Genomic DNA, 264 nt, shown 5'->3' on the forward strand with positions numbered 1-264 from the left:
TACAAGCCTATCTGCCATTTGTGCAATATCATTATCATGAGTAATTACGATAAGAGTTTGTTGGTATTTTTTGGAAAGTACTTTTAATAATCCAATTACATCATGACTTGCTAATGTATCAAGATTTCCAGTTGGTTCATCAGCTAAAATAATTGCCGGTTTTATTGCTAAAGCTCGAGCAATTGCTACTCTTTGTTGTTCACCACCAGAAAGCATAGTTGGGTACATTTCTTTTTTATCACTAATATTAAGATTTTTTAGTAG

1 protein-coding gene is annotated in these 264 nt (G+C 31.8%); it reads right to left on the reverse strand.

The genetic code is table 11. The features are described 5' to 3' along the window. Nucleotides 1-264, reverse strand: a 264-nt coding sequence (locus tag ACLR9T_RS14450; RefSeq protein ID WP_413110153.1) for an ATP-binding cassette domain-containing protein, incomplete at both ends; no start/stop codon positions are given.

Origin of the sequence: Thomasclavelia sp. (assembly GCF_047249845.1) — a bacterium.
GTDB lineage: Bacteria > Bacillota_I > Bacilli_A > Erysipelotrichales > Coprobacillaceae > Thomasclavelia.